Raw genomic sequence first — 20726 nt, forward strand, 5'->3', positions numbered from 1 at the left:
AAAAAAGGATGGTGAAATTTATGAAAAAGTAAAATTATTAATATAAAAATGTAAAATTATAAAAAATAAACTTTCTATAAGTAGGCAAAAAGTGCTTTTTTGCAGTGCGGGTGAGTTGTTTTGGGGACTGTTGAGTCGGGTGCTAGTGCTCATTATTCTTATATGCAAGAACTCCGAAATGTACTTCAAAGCACATTTCTAAGTTCTCGAGCTGTTTCTTGTAGTAACGGCAGAATGTGTTGAACCAAATAGTCTCTGGTGGTACGCATCGTTGGAGATACAATATTGAGTGCTGCAACCACTTTAGAATTTCCATCATAAATAGGTACAGCTAAGGCATGTACTCCTAATTCATGTTCTTCAGATGAATAGCACCAATCTTGTAATTTGATCTCTCTCAGAAGTTGTAAAAAGCCATCATTTTCAACATGCGTATATTTAGTTAAGCGTTTTAGGGGATATTTTTCAAGCCATTCGAGTTGTTGCTCGGGTTCTAGGTGAGCCAATAAAATTTTACCTGCTGATGTGGCATGAGCAGGTAGGCGATTCCCTAAATGTAAACCATAAGGATTGACTCGATCGGTTTGTTGATGGGCTGCACTACGTGCCACCGTAATTGCTTCATAACCGTCGAGTACCATCACTGAAAAAATAAGCGATGTTTGGTTGGTGAGTAGATTTAGTAAAGGCTGTGAAATTTTAGGTAAAGGCGCACCACTTAGATAAGTTCCTGAAAATTTTAAAACTTTTGGTGCTAAATAGAAATAATGACCATCATATTCTAAATACCCTAAGTATTCTAAAGTGAGTAAATGACGGCGTGCGGCAGCGCGAGTCAAGCCTGTGCGTTCTGCCGCCATAGAAATATTCAATCGATGTCGATCATTCCCGAAACTTTCCAAAATTGCCAATCCTTTGGCCATGCCTGCAATAAAATCTTCATGACGAATTATTTTTTTATTTTCTGGATTTTGCAGCGTTCTGTTGGGATTTTGCTCTATTTTGTCCATCTAATTCACCATACAAAGTGCTTGACCAAGCATTATTTTCTAGGATGTTCAAAATAATAACTATTGTTCGATAGTCGAACAATATAAATGATTATCGAACAATTACGCGTTTTACTGCTAGATGTTTAGGCGAAAATTATAAAAAATGAGCAGACAAAGGAAATCTAATTAAATTACTCGGGATTGGGTAACAAAGTCGAAAGTGACGGACTTGATCCTGCCTAATTTTTAGTTCCAATCAATTAATCATTTTATGATGCACAGTGGAGTTATCCAATGATAGATAAAAGTGCGACCTCATTTCGCGAGGTTCTGTCGCAAATTAAAGATGGCTCGACCATCATGATTGGTGGCTTTGGCACCGCAGGACAACCTGCCGAACTCATTGATGGCTTGCTGGATTTGGGCATCAAAGACCTCACCATCGTCAGTAACAATGCAGGTAATGGTGACTACGGTCTGGCGAAACTGCTGAAAGCAGGCGCGGTTAAAAAAGTCATCTGTTCTTTCCCACGTCAATCCGATTCTTGGGTATTCGATGAACTGTACCGTGCAGGTAAAATCGAACTTGAGTTAGTACCACAGGGCAATCTTGCATGCCGTATTCAGGCTGCGGGGATGGGTTTGGGTGCTTTGTTCACCCCGACAGGTTATGGCACGCTATTGGCAGAAGGCAAAGAAACCCGTCATATCGAGGGTAAAGACTATGTTTTGGAATACCCGATCCATGCCGATTTTGCCTTGATCAAGGCACAGCAGGGCGACCGTTGGGGCAATCTGGTTTACCGAAAATCTGCACGTAACTTTGGCCCAATTATGGCGATGGCTGCGAAAGTCACCATTGCTCAGGTGTCTGAAGTGGTTGAACTCGGTGTACTCGATCCTGAACATATCATTACCCCAGGCATCTTTGTGCAGCATGTGGTTCAGGTAGAACCCGCTTCAGCATTGGCAACGGCATAAGGAGACCCAGATGAGCTATAACAAATTAACCCGTGACCAAATCGCTGAACGTGTCGCTCAGGATATTCCCGATGGGGCTTATGTGAATCTCGGGATTGGTTTACCGACCAAGATTGCCAGCTACCTGCCAGCCGACAAAGACGTATTCCTGCATTCTGAAAATGGCTTGTTGGCTTTTGGCCCACCTCCTGCAGAAGGTGAAGAAGATCCTGAACTGATCAACGCAGGTAAAGAATTCGTGACCATGCTCAAAGGCGGTGCCTTTTTCCATCATGGGGATTCATTTGCCATGATGCGTGGTGGTCACCTCGATATCGCAGTACTTGGTGCCTTCCAGATTGCAGCCAATGGCGACCTTGCCAACTGGCATACCGGTGCACCCAATGCCATTCCTGCTGTAGGTGGGGCCATGGACTTGGCTGTCGGTGCGAAGAAAGTGTTTATCACCACCGATCATGTTACTAAACAGGGTGAGCCGAAGATCGTGGCAGAGCTGACTTATCCAGCGACAGGTCTGAAATGTGTAGACCGCATCTATACCGACCTGTGTGTGATTGATGTTACACCTGAAGGCTTGAAAGTCCTTGAAAAAGTCGAAGGCTTAAGCTTTGACGAATTACAGGCAATGACGGGTGCGAAACTCATCGACGTGACTCAACCGAATTAATGATTTGAATCCCTCCCAACCTCCCTTTTGAAAAGGGAGGAGTTTCTCTCTGAGATTAAAGTGGGAAACACAAGAAGTCCCTCTTTATCAAAGGGGGATTTAGGGAGATTCAAACGACAGGATGAAGAGAACAACACAAATGAAGAATGCTTATATTATCGATGCGATTCGTACCCCGTTTGGTCGTTATGCCGGTGGTCTAGCTGCGGTACGTGCAGATGATCTAGGGGCTTTACCGATTAAAGCCCTGATGCAACGTAACCCAAGCGTGGACTGGCAACAGGTCGATGATGTGATCTATGGCTGTGCCAATCAGGCGGGTGAAGACAACCGTAATGTTGGACGCATGTCATCACTGCTTGCAGGTTTACCGTATCAAGTCCCAGCGACGACCATTAACCGTTTATGTGGTTCTTCACTCGATGCGATTGCCATGGCAGCCCGTACCATCAAAGCCGGTGAAGCCGACCTGATTATCGCAGGTGGTGTAGAAAGCATGAGCCGTGCCCCATTTGTGATGGGCAAGGCAGAAACGGCTTACGGTCGTACCCAAAAGATTGAAGACACTACCATGGGCTGGCGTTTCATCAATCCAAAACTCAAAGAAATGTATGGTGTGGACACCATGCCACAAACTGCGGAAAACGTCGCAGCACAGTTCCACATTAGCCGTGAAGATCAGGACAAGTTTGCCTTAACCAGCCAGCAACGTACGGCTGCTGCACAAGCCAAAGGCTACTTTGCCAATGAAATCGTGCCTGTGACGATTCCACAGCGCAAAGGTGATCCGATTGTTATCGATACCGATGAACATCCACGTGCCACCACCATTGAAGTCTTGACCAAACTCAAACCCGTGGTGAAAGCCGAAGGTACAGTCACTGCGGGTAATGCATCAGGCATTAACGATGGTGCGGCAGCACTCTTGATTGCATCAGATGAAGCCGTTGCCAAATACGAACTGAAAGCCCGAGCCAAGATTGTTGCAGCCACTACAGTCGGTGTTGAGCCGCGCATCATGGGCTTTGCCCCAGCACCTGCGATCAAGAAATTACTGAAACAGGCCAACCTGACCCTTGCGCAGATGGATGTGATTGAACTGAACGAAGCCTTTGCAGCACAAGCCCTCGCGTGTACCCGTGACCTTGGTCTGGCCGATGACGATGCACGTGTCAATCCAAACGGTGGTGCGATTGCACTCGGTCATCCACTCGGTGCCTCAGGTGCGCGTTTAGTCACTACAGCCTTAAACCAACTTGAACAGACAGGTGGCAAATATGCCTTATGTTCAATGTGTATTGGTGTCGGTCAGGGCATTGCTTTGATTATTGAGCGAGTTTAAGTATGAGCCAGTTATATGCCAGCTTATTTTATCAGGAAGAAGTGACTGAGATTTTTAGTGATCAGTCCTTGGTTTCTTACATGATTCAGGCTGAAGTTGCACTGGCAAAAGCTCAGGCACAGATTGGGGTCATTCCTCAATCTGCGGCAGATTCAATTGAAGCCATTGCACAAAAGATGGCATTGGAAAGCATTGATTTTGCAGGCTTAGCAACTGCAACGGGTCTTGCAGGCAATATTGCGATTCCATTTGTAAAACAATTGACTGCGATTGTGAAACAGCATGATGAAGATGCAGCTCGCTATGTGCATTGGGGTGCGACTAGTCAGGATATTTTAGATACAGCTTGTATTTTGCAATGCCGCGATGCGTTGCAATGGGTCGAACATAGTGTGCAACAGAACTATCAAACGGCTTTAGCACAAGCACAGGTTTATCGTGACCAAGTCATGATTGGGCGGACATGGCTACAACAAGCCTTGCCAATTACGCTGGGTCACAAGTTTGCTCGTTGGGCAAGTGCGTTTAAACGTGATTTGGATCGGATTCAGGCAATGAAAGCCCGCGTACTGGCTGTTCAGCTCGGCGGTGCAGTGGGTTCATTGGCATCACTGCTTGATCAGGGATCCGCAGTTGTCGAAGCATTTGCCCAACAGCTCCGGTTAAGTGCGCCAAGTTGCACTTGGCATGGTGAGCGTGACCGTATCATTGAGATTGCCAGTGTACTCGGCATGATTGTCGGCACAACAGGCAAAATGGCGCGTGACTGGTCATTGATGATGCAGACCGAAATTGCAGAGGTGTTTGAGCCGACGGCCAAAGGTCGTGGTGGTTCATCCACCATGCCACACAAACGTAATCCTGTTGCAGCAGCGTCTATTTTGGCGGCTGCAAACCGAGTTCCAGTACTGATGGCAAGTCTGTATCAGAGCATGGTTCAGGAGCATGAACGTAGTTTAGGTGCATGGCATGCCGAATGGTTGGCATTGCCTGAAATTTTCCAGCTTTGTGCGGGTGCATTGTGGCGTACGCTAGATGTGCTACAGGGGATGGAAGTCAACACCGAAAACATGCAGCGCAATTTGGAATGCACGCAAGGTTTGATTATGGCGGAAGCAGTCATGATGACATTGGCACCAAAACTGGGACGTTTAAATGCGCATCATGTGGTGGAAGCTGCATGTAAAACTGCAGCCGCTGAGCAAAAACATTTAAAAGACGTGATCGCTGAGCTGGATGACATTAAAAATAATTTTTCTACAGCAGAAATTTCCGCAATTTTTAAACCCGAATCGTATTTAGGCAATATTCAAGCCCAAATTGATGCGGTGTTACAGGAAGCAAGCACAGGAGTGGCAAAGTGATGATCACGATTACCAATCGTCAAGGCAAGCATTTATCGGTTGTTGTGGAAGGTCTTGAAAATGCACCTGCCATTATCTTTTCCAACTCTTTGGGAACCGATCATGGGATGTGGCAACCTCAAGTTGCTGCACTCAAACAGCAGTTTAAAGTCATTACCTATGACACGCGTGGACATGGTCAAAGTGATGTCATTGCGGATACCACAGTTCAAAACCTTGCTGAAGATGTAGTTGATATTTTAGATGCGTTAAACATTGAAAAAGCACATTTTTGTGGAATTTCAATGGGCGGATTGACTGCGCTGTATTTAGGTATTCACCATGCTGCGCGTTTTAACAGCATTACAGTGGCGAACTCCGCAGCAAAAATTGGTACGGCAGACGCATGGCTGACTCGAGCTGATGCGGTAGAACAAAAAGGCTTAGCTGATTTGGTGGCTTCGACCCATAGCCGCTGGTTTAGCAGTGAGTTTGACTATCTAGAAGATGCGTTGGCGCAACAAACCATTCAAAGTTTGGCCAATACACCTGCTCAAGGTTATGCCAATGCCTGCCGTGCTTTGGCACATGAGGATTTGCGTGAGCAAATTGCGCAGATCCATATCCCCACGTTATTGATCGCGGGGAAGTTTGACCCGATCACCACCGTTGCTGATGCTGAATTTATGCAGCAGCAAATTGAACAAAGCCAGCTCAGTATTTTGCCAGCATCGCATTTGTCAAATATTGAGCAGCCTGAAGGATTTACTCAGGTGTTGCAGCACTTTATTGAAATGATTTCATAAAAATACTGCTGTTTTTAAAAGGATTTTCGCCTAAGGAGGCAAAATATGGCGTCTCAGGATACTACACGCTCAAATATCAGCATGGATGCACAAGCACTAATCAATGATTCTCCATTAAGTGCTTATCAGTGGATGATTGCAGCAATTTGTTTTTTCATTGTTTTTTTAGACGGTATTGATACCGCTGCAATGGGTTTTATTGCGCCTACATTGGCACAAGACTGGGGATTAGATCGTTCTCAGCTTGGCCCTGTGATGAGTGCTGCACTGGGCGGCATGATCATTGGTGCGTTGGTGTCTGGTCCAACGGCTGACCGTTTTGGTCGTAAGGTTGTACTGTCTGTATCGATGTTGATTTTTGGTGGTTTTACCATTGCCTGTGCTTACGCCAGCAACCTTGATACTTTGGTGGTTTTGCGTTTCTTGACAGGAATTGGTTTGGGGGCAGCCATGCCAAACGCCACCACACTGTTTTCTGAGTACTGCCCAAACCGTATTCGTTCTTTACTCGTGACCTGTATGTTTTGCGGTTACAACTTGGGTATGGCAATTGGTGGCTTTTTAAGTAGCTGGTTGATTCCAAAATTTGGCTGGCACAGTTTATTTCTGTTCGGTGGCTGGAGTCCAATAATTCTGACGATTTTCGTGGTGGGCTTCTTGCCAGAGTCGTATCGCTTCTTGATTGTCCGTGGGAATAGCACAGAAAAAGTACGTAAAATTTTGAACCGTATTGCGCCGACCCAAGTTCAGAACGTGACCAAATTTCATGTGCCTGAAGAAAAAAGCACAGTACAGAAAAAGCAGAACGTGTTCGCAATGCTCTTTTCACCAAGCTACGTGAAAGGCACGTTATTACTTTGGTTCACGTATTTCATGGGTTTGGTGATGATTTACCTGCTTACCAGCTGGTTACCAACCTTGATGCGTGAAACAGGCGCAACCATGGAACGTGCGGCATTTATTGGTGGCTTGTTCCAGTTTGGTGGTGTGTTGAGCGCATTGTTTATTGGCTGGGCAATGGATCGTTTCAACCCGAACCGTATTATTGCAGGTTTCTATTTTGTTGCAGGGATCTTCGCTTTCGCTGTTGGTCAGAGCCTGAGTAGCCCAACATTATTGGCGATCTTAGTGTTATGTGCAGGTGTTGCCATCAATGGCGCACAGTCTTCTATGCCAGCACTCAGCGCGCGTTTTTACCCAACCCAATGCCGTGCAACAGGTGTGGCATGGATGTCAGGTATTGGACGTTTTGGTGCTGTATTCGGTGCATGGATTGGTGCAGTGCTTTTGGGGCAAAACTGGTCATTTACCGCGATTTTGAGCATGTTACTGATTCCAGCGACGGCAGCAGCAATTTCAATTTTTGTTAAATCTTTGGTTGCACATACTGATGCAACCTAAATCTGAGGGTTTTCTTATGAATGATGATGAACGCTATAAACAAGGCATTCAAGTTCGCACGGAAGTTTTAGGTGAAAAGCATGTCAACCGTTCGATTGAAAACCTGAATGAATTTAACAGCGATTTTCAGAACTTCATTAGTCGTTTTGCTTGGGGCGAAGTGTGGTCTCGCCCAGGAATGCCACGCCATACCCGTAGTCTGGTGACAATGGCGGTGTTGTTGGCACTGGGTCGTGAAGATGAACTGCGTATGCATATCCGTGCCTGCTTTAACAATGGTGTCACTCAAGACGACCTTAAAGAATTATTTCTTCACTGTTCGTTGTATGCAGGTTTGCCCGCAGCAAATGCAGCAATGCACATGGCGGAAGACGTATTTAAAGAGCTAGGAATTTCACCTAGCCAACAAGCGTAATGGATGCAAATTCTTAAAATTTAAAAGGAGAGTGACTATGTCTCAAATTATTTGGGGTGCTTACGCACAGCGCAATACAGATCATCATCCGCCAGCAAATACGCCAGGCTATAAAACCAGTGTGTTGCGCTCGCCTAAAAATGCATTGATCTCAATTGCGGAAACTTTGACAGAAGTGACTGCGCCGCACTTTTCACCAAATCAATTTGGCCCTAAAGATAATGACTTGATTCTCAACTGTGCCAAAGATGGTTTGCCAATTGGTGAGCGTATCGTGGTTCATGGTTATGTACGTGATCAGTTTGGTCGCCCAGTCAAAAATGCCTTACTTGAAGTCTGGCAAGCCAACGCTTCAGGTCGTTACCGCCATCCAAACGACCAGTTCTTGGGTTCTTTAGATCCAAACTTTGGCGGTTGTGGTCGTATGCTGACCGATGAAAATGGGTTCTTTATTTTTCGTACCATCAAGCCAGGTCCATATCCGTGGCGTAACCGTATTAATGAATGGCGTCCAGCGCATATTCACTTCTCTTTAATTGCAGATGGTTGGGCGCAGCGCCTGATTTCACAGCTTTATTTTGAAGGCGATACTTTAATTGATACCTGCCCAATCTTAAAAACGATTCCGTCTGAAGAACAACGTCGTGCCCTCATTGCGCGTGAAGACAAAAGCAACTTCCTTGAAATGGATAGCCGTTGCTACCGTTTTGACATCACTTTACGTGGTCGTCGTGCAACTTACTTTGAAAATGAATTGACATAATTGAGGGAGAAAACAACATGAATGGTTGGAATTTTCAGGAATTAGCAGAAACCCCATCTCAGACAGGTGGGCCTTACGTTCACATTGGTCTGTTACCCAATCAGGCGAATATTGAAGTATTTGAGCACAGCTTTAACAACAATCTTGTTCAAGAGCAGACTCAAGGCGAGCGTATCCGTCTTGAAGGTCAAGTGTTTGATGGTTTGGGTTTACCACTTCGTGATGTGCTGGTTGAAATCTGGCAAGCCGATGCCAATGGTGTTTATCCAAGCCAAGCCGACATTCAGGGTAAAACTGCTGACCCACATTTCCAAGGCTGGGGGCGTGCAGGTGCTGATTTCCAGACTGGCGTATGGTACTTTGACTCCATTAAACCAGGTGCAGTTCCGGGACGTAAAGGCGCTCAGCAAGCACCACATATTGCCTTAATCATTTTTGCACGTGGTATCAACATGGGTTTGAACACGCGTGTTTATTTTGACGATGAAGCAGAAGCCAATGCCAATGACCCGATTTTGAACGGTATTGAGTGGGCGCCACGTCGCAATACTTTAGTGGCTAAACGTGAAGAACGTGACGGTCAGATTGTTTACCGCTTTGATATTGTGATTCAAGGCGACAATGAAACAGTTTTTTTTGATATCTAAGCTGTGCGCTGTATGGCAACCCCATACAGCGACATTACACAAGGAATGGTAATGATGAACCTGAAACACACCGCACTTCAAATTGCATTGGCATGCAGCCTGTTGACTACAGCTTCAGTTGCTTTGGCACAGCCTGAACAAAGTCAGCATTATGTGGTCAAAAATGTGGATATTGGCGCAATGCCAGTGAAAACGATTGTGCCAATTACTGCAAAAACGGCTGAAGAGGCATTGGCTCAAGCGAAAGTGATTGCAGACAATCCAAATGCTGATATTGCTGAGTTTCGTATTGATTTATTGAATTTTGCTGCGGATACCAAACAGGTGATTGCCTTAGGACAGCAGCTCAATCAGATTTTAAAAGACAAACCACTCCTTGCAACAATCCGTACTGCCAATGAAGGCGGTAAACTGAAAGTCAGCGATGAAGAATACGGCAAAATCTATAGCGCGTATTTGAAAAAACCGTTTATGCAATTGCTTGATATCGAAATGTTCCGTGATGCAAAAGTCGTGCGTAAAGTAACGGATTTGGCACATGAAAAACATGTTTTGGTGGTGATGTCGAATCATGATTTTGCCAAAACACCAAGTGAACAAGAAATTGTGGATCGTTTGATGAAACAGGATCAGATGGGCGCTGACATTCTCAAAATTGCAGTGATGCCACAGACCAAAGCAGATGTATTTACGCTCATGAATGCGACGCTAAAAGTCAGCCAACAAAGCAAAAAGCCGTTGTTAACCATGTCGATGGGGCGTTTAGGCACGATTTCCCGTATTGCAACTGCAAGTTCGGGCGGTAGTTTGAGCTTTGGCATGATTGGGCAAGCCTCAGCACCGGGTCAAATTGATGTGACCCAACTACGTCAGTTCTTACAAACTGTACAACCAACACTATAACAAAAAGTGAAAAAAGGAATGTTTACAATGAAAGCAATGGTTTTGCGAGTGACTGCATTAAGTTTAGGACTCATGGCTTCAGGCTGGGCTGCGGCAACAACCTATGTGGTTGACCGTTATCAGGATGACCAAAATCAGGGTTCATTACGTTGGGCAATTGAACAATCAAATGCCAATCCATCAGATGACAACCAAATTTTAATTCAAGCCGTAGGGAAGGCACCTTACAGCATCAAAGTGGATTCACCACTGCCTGAAATTAAAGGCCCTGTCAAAATCATCGGAACACAATGGGATAAAACGGGTGAGTTTATTGCGATTGATGGTTCTAACTATATTCAGGGTGAAGGGGCGAAAGCCTGCCCTGGTGCTGTGCCTGGGCAATATGGTACCAACGTACGCACGATGACTCTGCCGGGTCTGGTACTACGTGATACACATCATGTTGTGCTCAAAGGTCTGGATATTCATCGTTTCTGTATTGGTATTTTGGTCAACCGTTCGAGCAATAACCTGATTCAGCATAACCGTATTAGCAACAACTACGGTGGTGCTGGTGTGATGTTTACTGGAGATGATGGCAAGGGCAATCCAACCTCAACCACGACCAACAATAACAAGTTCTTGGACAATATCCTTCAGGATAATGGCGATGGCTTAGAGCTGACCCGTGGTGCAGCGTTTAACCTGATTGCCAATAACCTGTTTACCAACACCAAAGCCAATCCAGAGCCATCTCAAGGTATTGAAATCTTGTGGGGCAATGACAACGCAGTGGTTGGCAACAAATTTGAAAACTATTCAGATGGTTTACAAATTAACTGGGGCAAGCGCAACTATATTGCATATAACGAATTGACGGCCAATTCAACAGGGTTCAACCTGACAGGTGATGGCAACATCTTTGACAGTAACAAAGTCCATGGTAACCGTATCGGGATTGCCGTACGTTCAGAGAAAGATGCCAATGCACACATCACCCTGACCAAAAACCAGATTTGGGACAATGGCAAGGACATCAAACGCTGTGAAGCGGGTGGTTCTTGTGTACCGAATCAGCGTCTAGGTGCAATTGTATTTGGCGTACCTGCACTTGAACATGAAGGTTTTGTCGGTTCACGTGGCGGCGGTGTTGTGATTGATTCAAGCAAATTACAGAAAACCTGCATGACTCCTGATCAACAGGGTTGTAATGCTCAACCCAACCAATGGATTCAAGCACCTCAACTGGTTGCACATCAGGGGCAACTTGTGGTAAGTTTTAAAGGTCAAGAAAACCAGCGCTACCGTGTTGAGTTCTTTGGAAACCGCAATGCGCAATCGAAAGAAGCTGAACAATTTGTCGGTTATGCGACTGTTGTGACCAATGCACAAGGTCAGGCGACGTTGACATGGAAACCCACTGAGAAATTTGCAAATTACACGGTAAATATCACCGATCACTTGGGTGCGAGTTCAGAACTCAGCCAACCAGTAAAAATAAAATGATGAAATACAGGCACTTTGGCATAAAGTTAGAGTGCCTAACTTTATTGGGCTAAGGAAGAGCAAAGATGAAGAAAACGAATTTAGTTAAATTGAGCGCAGTTTCGCTCGCAATTTTATGCAGTCAAGCCGCTTTGGCAAATGAGCCATGGTCACAAGATGGTCAATGGCTATTTGGGGACTGGAATGGTAAGCGTCAGCATTTAGAAGATAAAGGCTACAAGTTTACCGCATCGATCATGAGTCAGGCTGCGACCAATATGGATGGTGGCTACAATGATAACAATACAACGACGGTTGCATCACAGCTGACCCTTGGGACAAATTTCGATTTAAATAAAATCGCAGGTTGGAAGGATACAACGGCAGCGATCATGATTACCAAACGTGATGGTAATGCGCTGACCAATGAGCGGATTAAAGACCCTCGTTCGACCACGCTAGGCAATTCACAAGAGATTTATGGGCGCGGAAAAATCTGGCGCCTAACCCAAGCATGGGTAAAAAAAGGCTTTGATGACAACAAGGTTCAAGTCAAAGTCGGTCGTATGGGCATGTCCGATGACTTTAACAGCTCACAATGTGAATTTCAGAACTTACTGCTTTGTGGTGGTCAGCTCGGTAAATCGATTGGTTCAATCTGGTACAACTGGCCAGTCAGTGTTTGGGCAGCCAATGTTAAATATCAGTTCGCACCTGAATGGACAATTGGCGTCGGGGTGTATGAAGTAAACCCAGATGACATTAAAACCAAGTCAGCGAGCGACGGCTTTAATTTGGATATGCGAGGAACCAATGGTGCCACGATTCCTGTAGAACTGGCATGGAAACCAAAACTGAATGGTTTACCGGGTGAATATAAAGTGGGTGCTTTGTATTCGACTGCTGAAGCCAATGACATTAAAACTGCAGGCAAAGTGCATGATGGCAAACACAGTTTCTGGTTGAACTCACAACAACAGTTGACCCAACGCGGTGATGACTCGAAACGTGGTCTGTACGTTGGTTTCAATGCCGTATTCAATGATAAAGCCACCACATTTGTCGAAAGCACACAGCAATTGGCATTTTGGTATAAAGGCCCATTTTACAGCCGACCAGCCGATGAAATTGGACTCGGTTTTGCTCGTTATCAAGTTAATGATCGCGCCCGTGACAAAGAAATCGCAACCGACATCAGTCGTGGTTATTTCTCTTATGACCCGCTCGCAAGTAATTACGTTCCAATACAACGCAGCGAGTTGAATGTCGAGTTGAACTATACCTATCAATGGTCACCTGCGGTCATGATCCGCCCGAACTTGCAATATATCCACCAGCCAGCAGGGGTGAAAGAAGTTGATGATGCTTGGGTCGCAGGTCTGAGTGTACGTGTAAATTTCTAATCTGGACTTAGAACTTGCTGGGTGTTCAGAGGTCAATGCCCAGCAGAATTTCAGCATGGTTTCGACGGTAGCGCACTCGTTTTTCAGCTTTGGATTGGGTACAGATTCAAAACGGTTGTGTTTAAACAACGCTACTTTTGTGCTGGGGGATTTTGACTAAAAAGCCTTGTTAGCCTCATCAAGATGAAAAGGAATCATCGTGACTTATAACAAAGGAGTGAAGCTGTTTTTATGCCAAGTGGCGTAAAAGCAATTTTTTGGTTTTTGTTTTGGCGCATTGTGCAAATCGGTTGCAGCATAAGAACGTGCTGTTCTGTATCAGATGAAAAACTGATTTGACATTAAAACTGGAGATAGTTGTATGTCTGATTCACATACTCAGCCACATCTCATATTAAAGATATGGTGCGTGATATTGGGGTTAGCATTATTGCTAACTGGGTTATTCTTTATTGTATTCGGCGGTAAGCTCATCAGTTTGGGTGGGTCGTGGTACTTTCTGCTTGCTGGATTACTCATAGCAGCATCGTCTATTTTTATTTTTAAACGAAAAGCATTGGGTGTGACACTTTATGCTTTGGCCTTTGTTGCAACTGTCATTTGGGCTATTTCAGATGCTGGATTTGACTTTTGGGCATTACACTCACGCCTAATGTTCCCTGCTGGATTATTTGCAGCGGTATTATTGACTTTGCCTGCGATTCGTAAAGCTCAAAATCAGCAAAATTATGCTGCAATACCAGCGTATGCACTGGGAGGCTTAACCGTTTTGGGAATGATTGGCGGTTTATATGGCATGTTCATTCCCCATCCAACAGTTGCAGCTTCAGGTCAGGCTTTGCCGTTAGTCCCTGTAAATGCAGAAACACAGCAAAAGAACTGGGATCACTATGGTAATGATGCTGGCGGTAGCCGTTTTGCAGCACTCGACCAGATTAACCGTGATAACGTCAAAGACCTGAAAGTGGCTTGGACGTATCAAACAGGGGATAAAACTACAGGAACAGGTGGTGGTGCGGAAGATCAGGAAACACCATTACAAGTTGGTGATAAAGTCTTCTTGTGTACGCCACATAACAACGTGATTGCAGTCGATGCCGATTCGGGCAAACAGTTGTGGAAAGCTGAAGTAAACTCACATGCAGATGCATGGGAACGTTGCCGTGGTGTCGCTTATTTTGATTCAACCAAAGCCTTGCAACAACCGACTTTACAAGGCGCTAGCCCTGTAACAACCGTTGCAAATAACACCGCTTGCCCACGTCGTGTATATACCAATACACCAGATGGTCGTTTAGTTGCAATTAATGCAGACAATGGTCAACGCTGTGAAGACTTTGGTGATCATGGAACAGTGAACTTGCTTGAAGGTATGGGTGATGGTGCTAAAGCTCCACGTTTTGAAGTGACTTCTGCACCGACATTGGCAGGTACAACATTAGTGATCGGTAGCCGTATTGCTGATAACGTTGCCGCAGATATGCCAGGGGGTGTGATCCGTGGTTATGATGTGATTACAGGAAAACTGCGCTGGGTATTTGATCCACGTAATCCAAACCCGAACTACATGTTAAAACCGGGCGAAACCTATAAACGTAGCTCAACCAACTCTTGGGCACCGATGTCATACGACCCGAAAATGAATACAGTGTTCTTGCCAATGGGCAGTTCATCGGTGGACGTTTGGGGTGGAAACCGTACTGCACCTGACCATAAGTACAATACCTCTGTGTTGGCACTTGATGCAACGACAGGTAAAGAAAAATGGGTTTACCAAACTGTACATAATGACCTTTGGGACTTTGACTTACCCATGCAGCCAAGCTTGGTTGACTTCCCAATGAAAGATGGTACGACTAAACCTGCAGTGGTGATTGGAACTAAATCAGGTCAGTTCTTTGTGCTTGATCGCATGACTGGTAAACCGCTGACCAAAGTGATTGAGCAACCTGTCAAAGTTGCTGACATTCCAAACGAGCAATATTCAAAAACTCAACCACGTTCAGTTGAAATGCCACAGATTGGTAACCAGACCTTGAAAGAGTCTGACATGTGGGGTGCAACGCCATTTGACCAGTTGATGTGTCGTATTAGCTTCAAATCAATGCGTTATGATGGTTTATTCACTGCACCAGGGACTGATGTTTCACTCAGCTTTCCAGGTTCTTTGGGGGGGATGAACTGGGGAAGTATCTCATTTGACCCAACACATCGTTATATGTTCGTCAATGATATGCGTTTAGGTTTATGGATTCAGCTCATTAAACAAACCCCTGAAGATATCAAAATTCAAGCGAATGGTAGTGAGAAAGTTAACACGGGTATGGGTGCTGTACCAATGAAAGGTACACCATATAAAGTGAACAAAAACCGCTTTATGTCAGCATTGGGTATTCCATGCCAAAAACCGCCATTTGGAACCATGACAGCAATTGACATGAAAACTCGTCAAATTGCATGGCAAGTGCCATTGGGTACGGTTGAAGACACTGGACCTCTAGGCTTTAAAATGGGTTTAAAAGCGCCGATTGGTATGCCAACGATTGGTGGTTCAATGGCAACACAAGGTGGTTTGGTCTTCTTTGCTGCGACTCAAGACTACTACTTACGTGCCTTTGATTCTTCAACAGGTAAAGTCTTGTGGAAAGCTCGCTTGCCAGTGGGTAGCCAAGGGACACCAATGACTTATATTTCACCAAAAACAGGAAAACAGTACATCGTGATTTCTGCAGGTGGTGCGCGTCAATCACCAGATCATGGTGACTACGTGGTCGCTTATGCATTACCTGACAAAAAATAAGTGAAGCGCTGCTGTTGAGTTAGATTTAACTCGACCCTAGCGATGAAACAGAAACGGGTTAATCTTGATGGTTGACCCGTTTTTTATTGGAGGTTAGGTGACAGCGTGATGGATGAACCAAAAACAAAAAACATAAGCATCGTGAGCTAAAAAGTTAGGGAAAAACAGATCTCTGAATTTGAGATAGGATTCTTGAACTTGAATATTCTGGGCATGCAACAGGTCATACCCAAAAAATCAACCTTAAAAATTATGCTTTTAGTACAGGTGGAAAACCATCTGCAGTGAGGGCTTCGGTCAGTTGTTCAACAGTGGCACTGCTTTGTACATTAACCAGTTTAGTTGCAACATCAATATCCACTTGAGCATTTGGGTCAAGGTCTTTAATGGTTGCAGTGACGCTGCGTGCACAGCCGCCACAAGTCATATTGGCAATTTCAAATTTCATGATTGCTGCCTATATCGTCAGAAGAAAATCTTATTGTAAAGCTTCCCCTCATGGTAAGGTCAAGCCCATTTAAATGAGAATATGTTTTATTTAAGCCTTGACCTTACCATCATGTCAAGGTTTAAGCTGAACGGTGTAGACTATTCTAAAACAGCATCGGTATGGAGGCAGCATGAGCCAGTTCCAACATCCTTATCATCAAACGCTTGAGATTGAGGGCATGACTTGTGCCTCGTGTGTCGGGCGAGTGGAAAAGGCCTTAAAAAAGGTCGAAGGTGTGGCAGAGGTTGCGGTGAATCTTGCGACTGAAAAAGCGGTGATTCAAAGCGATGTTGCCGTACCACGTGAAGCTTTAGTGCATGCGGTCGAGCGTGCAGGGTATGATGTGCGGACTCAACCCGAGCAACAGTTCGAGCTAAATATCCAAGGTATGACCTGCGCTTCTTGTGTTGGTCGGGTAGAAAAAGCCTTAAAAAAAGTGGAGGGGGTGAGTAGTGCGACAGTCAATCTGGCAACAGAAAAAGCCCTTGTCCATGCGCATTTAGCCGATGCAACTGCATTATTGGCAGCCGTGCATAAGGCTGGCTATGAAGCACAACTCCAACCACAACAAGTATCACAACCCACCAATGAATTGAGTGAACGCCGTGAACAGGAAGCCAGTCAGTTAAAGCGCGACTTATTGATTTCAGCTTGTTTAAGCCTGCCTGTGTTTATTCTGGAAATGGGTGGGCATTTGATTCCAGCGTTTCATCATTGGGTGATGCAGCACATCGGCATGCAAAATAGTTGGTGGCTGCAATTTGTCTTGACTACGTTGGTGCTAATTTTCCCGGGGCGACGTTTTTATCAAAAAGGTATTCCTGCCTTACTGCGTTTTGCGCCTGATATGAACTCACTGGTTGCAGTTGGTACTCTGGCGGCTTATGGATTTTCCTGCGTCGCGACCTTTGCACCAACATGGCTGCCCGAAAACAATGTGAATGTCTATTTTGAATCGGCTGCGGTGATTGTGACCCTGATTTTGCTTGGTCGTTATTTGGAAGCCAAAGCCAAAGGGCGGACATCACAGGCGATTCAGCATTTACTGGGTTTACAGCCTAAAACAGCGAGAATTATTGAAAATGGGCAAGTGCATGAGGTTGAAATTGCCCAAGTGCAACTTGGGATGCAACTCTTGATTCAACCTGGGGAGAAAATCCCTGTCGATGCCTCTGTTATTGACGGACAAAGCTTTATTGATGAATCGATGATTACGGGCGAGCCGATTCCTGTGGCTAAAACTGTTGGCATGACGGTTGTGGCGGGCACAATCAATCAGCAAGGTTCGCTCACCATTCAAGCGACTGCCGTTGGTGCAAATACCGTGCTGTCACAAATCATCCGTATGGTCGAACAGGCTCAGGGTTCAAAACTGCCGATTCAGGGTTTGGTGGATCGGGTCACCATGTGGTTTGTGCCTGTAGTGATGGGCTTGGCGCTGATCACATTTGCAGTGTGGTTATTCTTTGGACCTGAACCTGCACTGACTTTGAGTCTTGTCAATGCGGTTGCGGTGCTGATTATTGCCTGTCCGTGTGCGATGGGACTGGCAACGCCAACTTCGATTATGGTCAGTACAGGTCGTGGTGCGGAACTGGGAATTTTATTTAAACAGGGTGAAGCTTTGCAGCAATTGCAGGAAACTCAGATTATCGCGGTGGATAAAACAGGCACAGTCACCGAAGGCAAACCAACCCTGACCGATTTTGTGGTGCTCGACTCAAGCCAAACAGCGCAGATTTTACAGGCTGTGGCTTCAGTCGAAGCCAAATCTGAACACCCGATTGCGGTGGCGATTGTGCAACACGCACAGCAGCAGGGTTTAGCCATGCTACCTGTGGAACAGTTTCAGGCATTGACAGGCTATGGCGTTGAAGCAAGCGTTAATCAGCAGCAAATTCACTTGGGTGCAGCCCGTTTAATGCAGCAATTGGGCTTAGATGTCGCGGTATTTTCCGAGCAAGTGCAGCAGTTGGCTGAACAGGGTAAAACTCCGATTTATGCTGCGATTGATCGCAAGCTGGTCGCCATGCTGGTGGTGTCTGACCCAATTAAACCAACCAGTTACACCGCGATTCAAAGCCTGCATCAACTGGGCTTAAAAGTGGCAATGATTACGGGCGATCATCACATCACCGCTCAGGCGATTGCCAAACAGTTAGGTATTGATGAAGTGATTGCCGAAGTTTTGCCAGAAGGCAAGGTCAACGCCGTGCAGGCTTTGCAGCAAAAATACGGAAAATTGGCATTTGTCGGTGATGGTATTAATGATGCGCCTGCCTTGGCCGCAGCCGATGTGGGAATTGCCGTAGGCACAGGCACTGATGTTGCGATTGAATCTGCCGATGTGGTGCTGATGTCGGGTAATTTGCAGGGCGTGAGTAATGCGATTGCCCTGAGTCAAGCCACCATTCGCAATATTCGTCAAAACCTGTTCTGGGCATTTGTCTATAATGCTGCGCTGATTCCTGTGGCAGCAGGGGCATTGTATCCTGCTTATGGCATTTTGCTGTCACCGATGTTTGCAGCTTTTGCTATGGGCATGTCATCCGTATTTGTATTAGGGAATGCCTTGCGTTTAAAACGATTTCGGGGAGTGTTTGCATGAACATCGGACAAGTCGCCAAGCAAACTGGGCTGTCGAGCAAGATGATTCGCTATTATGAAGAAGTCGGCTTACTGCCCAATATTCAACGTAGCAGTGCAGGCTATCGGGTCTATGGTGCGCAAGATCTTCAAGCCCTGCGTTTTATTCGCCATGCACGGACACTGGATTTTTCAATCGAACAAATCAAGGAATTACTGAGTCTGTGGCGCAATCAGTCGCGGCATAGTGCCGAAGTCAAACAGTTGGCCTTGGCGCATATTGAACAGTTGCAGCAACGCATTGCAGCACTACAAAACATGGTGGAAATTTTGCAGCACACGGCTGATTGCTGCGCGGGCAATGAAGCAGCGGATTGCCCGATTCTAGAGCAGATTGAACATGGCGAAACGGATTGAATAATCGATTAAAAAATCAGCGCCAAAATGGTGCAATCTGTGTTTATAATGCTGAGGCAACCATCAGGATAGAGAGTTTATGTTTCAGCATGTTGAGCCTTATGCAGGCGACCCGATTTTAACCTTAATGGAAAAATTCCAAAAAGATGAACGCAGCAATAAAGTCAATTTAAGTATTGGTTTGTATTACACCGAAGAAGGGATTGTGCCGCAGTTAAATGCCGTGAAACAGGCAGCGCTGCGCACCGCTCACGATGTCGATAAAGCCAAACTTTATTTGCCAATGTCGGGTTTGAAATCTTACTGCGATATTACCCAAGCATTGCTTTTGGGTGCAGACAGCCAAGCACGTGCTGAACAACGTGCCGTGACCATTCAGACTTTAGGTGGTTCAGGTGCATTGAAAGTCGGTGCAGACTTCCTGCATAAATATTTCCCTGCATCTAAAGTTTGGGTCAGCCGTCCAACATGGGAAAACCATATTGCGATTTTCCAAGGTTCAGGTTTTGAAGTTGCAGAATATCCATACTTCGATGCCAACACTAACGGTGTGGCATTCGACGACATGCTGGCGTGCTTGAAGCAAATTCCAGAGCAAGACGTTGTCTTGTTGCACCCTTGCTGTCATAACCCGACAGGTGCAGACTTGACGCCTGAGCAATGGGATCAAGTGATTGCCGTTCTACTTGAACGCAACCTGATTCCATTCTTGGATATTGCATATCAAGGCTTTGCAGAAGATCTCGATAAAGATGCGTATGCGATTCGTGCCTTAGACCGCGCAGGTGCAAAATTCCTGCTGAGCAATTCATTCTCAAAAATCTTCTCGTTGTATGGTGAGCGTATTGGCGGTTTGACTGCGATTTGCGAATCAAGCGAATCTGCTGAGCATGTTTTGGGTCAGTTCAAAGCCACTGTTCGTAAAATCTACTCAAGCCCACCAACTACAGGTGCGGTTCTAGTGGATACTGTTCTGCGTGACGATGCCTTACGTTTAGACTGGCAAGAAGAATTACAAGAGATGTGTGACCGTATTGCCAAAATGCGTACCATCTTGCGTGATGAGTTAACCCAACGTGTGCCAGATCGTGATTTTAGCTACTTGGTGAAACAACGCGGCATGTTCAGCTATACAGGTTTAACAGGCGAGCAGGCGGATATTTTACGTGAAGAATTTGCAATTTATTTGCTTCGCAGTGGTCGTATTTGTGTGGCAGGTTTAAATCAGAAAAATGTGTATTACGTTGCTGAATCAATTGCAAAAGTTTTGACACGTTAATCGGTGTAAAAACCAAAATGACCG

The 20726-nt window shown here is 45.4% G+C and carries 18 protein-coding genes; 16 read left to right on the forward strand and 2 right to left on the reverse strand.

Translation table 11 applies throughout. The features are described from left to right. Nucleotides 1-185: 185 nt before the first annotated feature. Nucleotides 186-1010: an IclR family transcriptional regulator PcaU gene (gene pcaU, locus GBN19_RS08030; protein WP_151777767.1), complete on the reverse strand. Its 825-nt coding sequence runs from the start codon at nucleotides 1008-1010 to the stop codon at nucleotides 186-188. A 276-nt stretch (nucleotides 1011-1286) separates the two neighbouring features. Here pcaU and GBN19_RS08035 point away from each other — a divergent pair, with 276 nt between their 5' ends. From GBN19_RS08035 to GBN19_RS08095, 13 genes are all read left to right on the forward strand, one after another. Continuing rightward, entirely contained in the window at nucleotides 1287-1973 is a 687-nt protein-coding gene (locus GBN19_RS08035) for a 3-oxoacid CoA-transferase subunit A (protein ID WP_151777768.1), read from the forward strand. Between the two features lie 10 nt (nucleotides 1974-1983). After that, nucleotides 1984-2640 (forward strand): 3-oxoacid CoA-transferase subunit B, encoded by a 657-nt coding sequence (locus tag GBN19_RS08040; RefSeq protein WP_151777769.1) that lies wholly within the window; start codon nucleotides 1984-1986, stop codon nucleotides 2638-2640. A gap of 139 nt (nucleotides 2641-2779) precedes the next feature. Next, entirely contained in the window at nucleotides 2780-3982 is a 1203-nt protein-coding gene (gene pcaF, locus GBN19_RS08045; protein ID WP_151777770.1) for a 3-oxoadipyl-CoA thiolase, read from the forward strand. 2 nt (nucleotides 3983-3984) lie between these two features. Further along, entirely contained in the window at nucleotides 3985-5346 is a 1362-nt protein-coding gene (locus GBN19_RS08050) for a 3-carboxy-cis,cis-muconate cycloisomerase (RefSeq protein ID WP_151777771.1), read from the forward strand. Beyond that, nucleotides 5346-6131 (forward strand): 3-oxoadipate enol-lactonase, encoded by a 786-nt coding sequence (gene pcaD, locus GBN19_RS08055; protein ID WP_151777795.1) that lies wholly within the window; start codon nucleotides 5346-5348, stop codon nucleotides 6129-6131. Before GBN19_RS08050 ends, pcaD begins: the two co-directional genes overlap by 1 nt. A 45-nt stretch (nucleotides 6132-6176) precedes the next feature. Continuing rightward, nucleotides 6177-7532 carry an MFS transporter gene (locus GBN19_RS08060; RefSeq protein ID WP_151777772.1) on the forward strand — a complete coding sequence of 452 codons (1356 nt, stop codon included), beginning with the start codon at nucleotides 6177-6179 and terminating at the stop codon, nucleotides 7530-7532. A gap of 16 nt (nucleotides 7533-7548) precedes the next feature. Next, nucleotides 7549-7947, forward strand: a complete 399-nt coding sequence (pcaC, locus tag GBN19_RS08065; RefSeq protein ID WP_151777773.1) for a 4-carboxymuconolactone decarboxylase — start codon at nucleotides 7549-7551, stop codon at nucleotides 7945-7947. 37 nt (nucleotides 7948-7984) lie between these two features. Continuing rightward, the gene (gene pcaH / locus GBN19_RS08070) at nucleotides 7985-8710 is read left to right on the forward strand and encodes a protocatechuate 3,4-dioxygenase subunit beta (protein ID WP_151777774.1); all 726 of its coding nucleotides are present in this window, start codon (nucleotides 7985-7987) and stop codon (nucleotides 8708-8710) included. A 17-nt stretch (nucleotides 8711-8727) separates the two neighbouring features. Further along, a complete protein-coding gene (gene pcaG / locus GBN19_RS08075; protein WP_151777775.1) occupies nucleotides 8728-9357 on the forward strand; it encodes a protocatechuate 3,4-dioxygenase subunit alpha in 630 nt (209 codons plus the stop codon). A 51-nt stretch (nucleotides 9358-9408) separates the two neighbouring features. Beyond that, nucleotides 9409-10260 carry a type I 3-dehydroquinate dehydratase gene (aroD, locus tag GBN19_RS08080; protein WP_151777796.1) on the forward strand — a complete coding sequence of 284 codons (852 nt, stop codon included), beginning with the start codon at nucleotides 9409-9411 and terminating at the stop codon, nucleotides 10258-10260. A 27-nt stretch (nucleotides 10261-10287) separates the two neighbouring features. Beyond that, on the forward strand, nucleotides 10288-11748 hold the full coding sequence (locus GBN19_RS08085) for a right-handed parallel beta-helix repeat-containing protein (RefSeq protein ID WP_151777776.1): 1461 nt from the start codon (nucleotides 10288-10290) through the stop codon (nucleotides 11746-11748). A gap of 65 nt (nucleotides 11749-11813) precedes the next feature. Continuing rightward, a complete protein-coding gene (locus tag GBN19_RS08090; protein WP_151777777.1) occupies nucleotides 11814-13130 on the forward strand; it encodes a carbohydrate porin in 1317 nt (438 codons plus the stop codon). Nucleotides 13131-13491: 361 nt separating this feature from the next. Further along, nucleotides 13492-15930 carry a glucose/quinate/shikimate family membrane-bound PQQ-dependent dehydrogenase gene (locus GBN19_RS08095; RefSeq protein WP_151777778.1) on the forward strand — a complete coding sequence of 813 codons (2439 nt, stop codon included), beginning with the start codon at nucleotides 13492-13494 and terminating at the stop codon, nucleotides 15928-15930. 250 nt (nucleotides 15931-16180) lie between these two features. Here GBN19_RS08095 and GBN19_RS08100 read toward each other — a convergent pair whose 3' ends face one another. Beyond that, entirely contained in the window at nucleotides 16181-16378 is a 198-nt protein-coding gene (locus GBN19_RS08100) for a heavy-metal-associated domain-containing protein (RefSeq protein WP_151777779.1), read from the reverse strand. A 172-nt stretch (nucleotides 16379-16550) separates the two neighbouring features. Here GBN19_RS08100 and GBN19_RS08105 point away from each other — a divergent pair, with 172 nt between their 5' ends. The 3 genes from GBN19_RS08105 (at nucleotide 16551) to GBN19_RS08115 (ending at nucleotide 20702) form a co-directional block, all read left to right on the forward strand. Continuing rightward, entirely contained in the window at nucleotides 16551-19028 is a 2478-nt protein-coding gene (locus tag GBN19_RS08105) for a heavy metal translocating P-type ATPase (RefSeq protein WP_151777780.1), read from the forward strand. Continuing rightward, complete coding sequence (cueR, locus tag GBN19_RS08110; RefSeq protein ID WP_151777781.1) at nucleotides 19025-19423, forward strand: Cu(I)-responsive transcriptional regulator; 399 nt, start codon at nucleotides 19025-19027, stop codon at nucleotides 19421-19423. The genes GBN19_RS08105 and cueR overlap by 4 nt, the downstream gene beginning before the upstream one ends. A gap of 79 nt (nucleotides 19424-19502) precedes the next feature. Further along, on the forward strand, nucleotides 19503-20702 hold the full coding sequence (locus GBN19_RS08115; protein WP_151777782.1) for an amino acid aminotransferase: 1200 nt from the start codon (nucleotides 19503-19505) through the stop codon (nucleotides 20700-20702). Nucleotides 20703-20726 lie beyond the last annotated feature (24 nt).

It is taken from the genome of Acinetobacter brisouii, from assembly GCF_008993995.1.
GTDB lineage: Bacteria > Pseudomonadota > Gammaproteobacteria > Pseudomonadales > Moraxellaceae > Acinetobacter > Acinetobacter brisouii_A.

Coding starts and splice junctions, on each gene's coding strand:
- pcaU (WP_151777767.1), bottom strand. CDS start 1,010: ATGGACAAAATAGAGCAAAATCCCAACAGAACGCTGCAAAATCCAGAA.
- pcaD (WP_151777795.1), top strand. CDS start 5,346: ATGATCACGATTACCAATCGTCAAGGCAAGCATTTATCGGTTGTTGTG.
- GBN19_RS08105 (WP_151777780.1), top strand. CDS start 16,551: ATGAGCCAGTTCCAACATCCTTATCATCAAACGCTTGAGATTGAGGGC.
- GBN19_RS08095 (WP_151777778.1), top strand. CDS start 13,492: ATGTCTGATTCACATACTCAGCCACATCTCATATTAAAGATATGGTGC.
- cueR (WP_151777781.1), top strand. CDS start 19,025: ATGAACATCGGACAAGTCGCCAAGCAAACTGGGCTGTCGAGCAAGATG.
- pcaH (WP_151777774.1), top strand. CDS start 7,985: ATGTCTCAAATTATTTGGGGTGCTTACGCACAGCGCAATACAGATCAT.
- GBN19_RS08050 (WP_151777771.1), top strand. CDS start 3,985: ATGAGCCAGTTATATGCCAGCTTATTTTATCAGGAAGAAGTGACTGAG.
- GBN19_RS08040 (WP_151777769.1), top strand. CDS start 1,984: ATGAGCTATAACAAATTAACCCGTGACCAAATCGCTGAACGTGTCGCT.
- GBN19_RS08060 (WP_151777772.1), top strand. CDS start 6,177: ATGGCGTCTCAGGATACTACACGCTCAAATATCAGCATGGATGCACAA.
- GBN19_RS08090 (WP_151777777.1), top strand. CDS start 11,814: ATGAAGAAAACGAATTTAGTTAAATTGAGCGCAGTTTCGCTCGCAATT.
- aroD (WP_151777796.1), top strand. CDS start 9,409: ATGATGAACCTGAAACACACCGCACTTCAAATTGCATTGGCATGCAGC.
- GBN19_RS08085 (WP_151777776.1), top strand. CDS start 10,288: ATGAAAGCAATGGTTTTGCGAGTGACTGCATTAAGTTTAGGACTCATG.
- pcaC (WP_151777773.1), top strand. CDS start 7,549: ATGAATGATGATGAACGCTATAAACAAGGCATTCAAGTTCGCACGGAA.
- GBN19_RS08100 (WP_151777779.1), bottom strand. CDS start 16,378: ATGAAATTTGAAATTGCCAATATGACTTGTGGCGGCTGTGCACGCAGC.
- GBN19_RS08035 (WP_151777768.1), top strand. CDS start 1,287: ATGATAGATAAAAGTGCGACCTCATTTCGCGAGGTTCTGTCGCAAATT.
- pcaG (WP_151777775.1), top strand. CDS start 8,728: ATGAATGGTTGGAATTTTCAGGAATTAGCAGAAACCCCATCTCAGACA.
- GBN19_RS08115 (WP_151777782.1), top strand. CDS start 19,503: ATGTTTCAGCATGTTGAGCCTTATGCAGGCGACCCGATTTTAACCTTA.
- pcaF (WP_151777770.1), top strand. CDS start 2,780: ATGAAGAATGCTTATATTATCGATGCGATTCGTACCCCGTTTGGTCGT.